We start from the raw sequence: 2,849 nt of genomic DNA on the forward strand, positions 1-2,849 counted from the left end.
TCGCCCCCCACCGGTCGCGGGCGCGCCCCCCCGGCCGCGCCCCCCCCCCCCGCGCGGCGCCCCCCCCGCCCCCCCCCCCCCCCCGCCCGCCCCCCCCCCCCCCCGCCGGCGGCGACCCCGACGGGGGCCGCGCGCTCACCGCCTACTACACGCTCGCCGACCACGCCGACGCCGCGGCCGGTGCCGGGGCCCGCCGCGACCGGCTCCGCGCCTACCTGGCCGAACGGCTGCCGGAGTACATGCTCCCGGCCGCCTTCGTGGCGCTGGACCGCATGCCGCTCACCCCGGCCGGAAAGGTCGACCGCCGCCGGCTGCCGCACGCCGAGCCGCGCACCTCGGGACGGGCCGACGCGGGCGGCACCGGGGCGGCGGGCGGCGGGGGAGCCGTCGAGGACGCCATCGGGCAGCTGTGGGCCGAACTGCTCGGCGTCGAGGACGTCGGCCCCGCCGACGACTTCTTCGCGCTCGGCGGCAACTCGCTGCTGGCCATGGAGATGCTCGCCCGCGCCCGGATCATGCTCGGTCTCGACGTCACCCGCGTCCGCGCCCTCACCCGCGCCCTGCTGCGCGACGCCACCCTGCGCGCCTTCGCGGCCGCCGTCCAGGCCGCCCGCGCCGACGGCGCCGGCCCCAGCCCCAGCCCCGGCCCCGGCCCCGGCGAGGCCGCCGTCGACTGGGTCGCCGAAGCCCGGCTCGCCCACCCCGTCCAGCAGTCCTGGAGCCCGGCGCCCAGCCGCGCCGAACCCGCCGAGATCCTGCTCACCGGCGCCACCGGCTTCTGCGGCGCCCACCTGCTGCACGCCCTGCTCGCCACCACCCGGGCCCGGATCCACTGCCTGGTCCGCGCCCCCGACGAGGAGCACGCGCTGGAACGCCTGCGCGCCGCCCAGCAGCGCTTCCTGCGGCACGACCTCACCGACACCCGGGTGGTGCCGTTGGTCGGCGACCTCGCCGCACCCAGGCTCGGGCTGACGCAACATCAGTTCGAGGGGCTGGCAGGGACTTTGGACGCCGTCCACCACCTCGGCGGGCAGGTCAACTTCCTCTACCCGTACCACCAGCTGCGCGCGCCCAACGTCGGCGGCACCCGCGAGATCATCCGCCTCGCCGGGCTCAGCCGGGGCGTGCCCGTGCACTACCTGTCCACCCTCGCCGTGCTGGCCGGCTTCGGCGCGGCCGGCGTCCGCGAGGTCACCGAACGGACCCCGCTCGCCCACCCCGACCGGCTCGGCGTCGGCTACGTCGAGAGCAAGTGGGTCGCCGAACAACTGCTGCACGAGGCGGCCGCCGCCGGGCTCCCGGTCACCGTGCTGCGCACCAACGACGTCACCGGGGACCTCGCCACCGGCGTGATGAACACCGGCACCGAGATCTGCGCGCTCATCGCGTACCTGGCGGACAGCGGCACCTGCCCGGACGTGCTGTTGCCGCTCGACTTCGTCCCGGCCGACCGCTTCGCGCGCGCCGTCGCCCACATCGCCGCCCACGCCCCCGCCGACGGCGAGGTCTACCACCTCACCTCGCCGCGCCCCGCCGACCTCGCCGACCTCGCCGAACGGCTCCGGGCCCGGGGCCACCCGATCGCCGAACTCCCTTACGGTGACTGGGTGCAGGGCCTGGTCCGGTTCGCCGCCGGGCACCCCGCCCACCCCGTCACGCCGTTCGTCCCGCTGTTCGTCGACCGCGCCCCCGGATCGGCGCTGTCGATCAGCGAGCTGTACTTCCGGCCCGTCTTCCCGCTGTTCGACCGCGCCAACACCAATGCCGCGCTCGCCGGCAGCGGGATCGACCTGCCCGCCGTCGACGCCGGCCTGCTCGACCACTACCTGGAGCGGCTGGCGGCGGAGGGCTTCCTCGGGCCGCCGGCATGAGCCCCTTCGACGGGCTGGACGTCCAACGCGGGCCCGGGGACGGGCCGGTGGCGTTCGGCGCCGGTCTCGGCGCGCCGGACCTGCTGGCGGCGTACCGCCGCGGCCTGTTCCCGATGCCCGCGGCGGACGAGTACGCCGGCGCCTACAACGAGGCGCGCTACGAACAGGCCGTCGAGGCGGGCGAGGTGATGCTGCTGCCCGGCGGGGACGACCCGTACGCGCTGGCCTGGTGGTCGCCCGACCCCCGGCCCGTCCTGCCGCCCGACGGCGTCCGGCTCGGCAGTCGCCTCGCCCGGCGGCTGCGCCACCGGCCGCAGTGGTGGACCAGCGCCGACCGGGCCTTCGGCGAGGTGCTGGCCCGCTGCGCCGAGGGCCGCCAACCAGCCTGGCTGACAGCGGAGTTACGGGCCGCACTGGAGCAGCTGCATGTGCTCGGGGCCGCCCACAGCGGCGAGGTGTGGGAGGGCGAGGAACTGATCGGCGGGGTGTTCGGCGTCGCCGCCGGGCCCGTCCTCAGCCTCGACTCGATGTTCCACCGCCGCCCCGACGCCGCCCGCGTCGCCGTCGCCGACCTCGGGGCGCGCTTCGGCGCGGCCGGCGGGCGGCTGCTCGACGCCCAGTGGGACAGTCCGCACATCCGCAGCCTCGGCGCCGAGCCGGTACCCCGCTCCCGGTACCTGGCCGAGCTGGCGGCGGACGCCGTGGTGGGCCCGCTGCCGGGAGCTCCGCTGCCCGTGGCCCGGCTGGTCTGACCTGCGCCTTTTACCCTGCTTGGCCTGTCTTCGACAAACTTATTCCCCGTCAGTAACATGACGCCGCGTGTTCAAAAGCTCCATAGGCAGGGCCCTCGGCCCCGCTCTCCTCACCCTCGCCCTCGCCGGGGTCGCCGCCTGCGGGCCGACCACCTCCGGCACTCCGCAGGCCGCCGCCGGCACCACCGAAGCGGCCGTCACCACCGGCACGACCACGACCACGACC

Annotated in this window: 2 protein-coding genes; both read left to right on the forward strand. The window is 76.9% G+C overall.

The window, feature by feature from the left end; genetic code table 11:
* A partial coding sequence (locus tag ACFV6I_RS22220; protein ID WP_380427200.1) for a thioester reductase domain-containing protein occupies positions 1–1,871 on the forward strand: 1,871 nt, incomplete at its 5' end.
* The gene (locus ACFV6I_RS22225) at positions 1,868–2,623 is read left to right on the forward strand and encodes a leucyl/phenylalanyl-tRNA--protein transferase (RefSeq protein WP_380427202.1); all 756 of its coding nucleotides are present in this window, start codon (positions 1,868–1,870) and stop codon (positions 2,621–2,623) included. The genes ACFV6I_RS22220 and ACFV6I_RS22225, both read left to right, overlap by 4 nt.
* Positions 2,624–2,849: the final 226 nt, after the last annotated feature.

It is taken from the genome of Kitasatospora sp. NPDC059803, from assembly GCF_042732255.1.
GTDB lineage: Bacteria > Actinomycetota > Actinomycetes > Streptomycetales > Streptomycetaceae > Kitasatospora.

Bases quoted from the DNA above. Each gene is read 5' to 3' on its own strand.
- ACFV6I_RS22225 (WP_380427202.1), top strand. From the start codon at position 1,868: ATGAGCCCCTTCGACGGGCTGGACGTCCAACGCGGGCCCGGGGACGGG.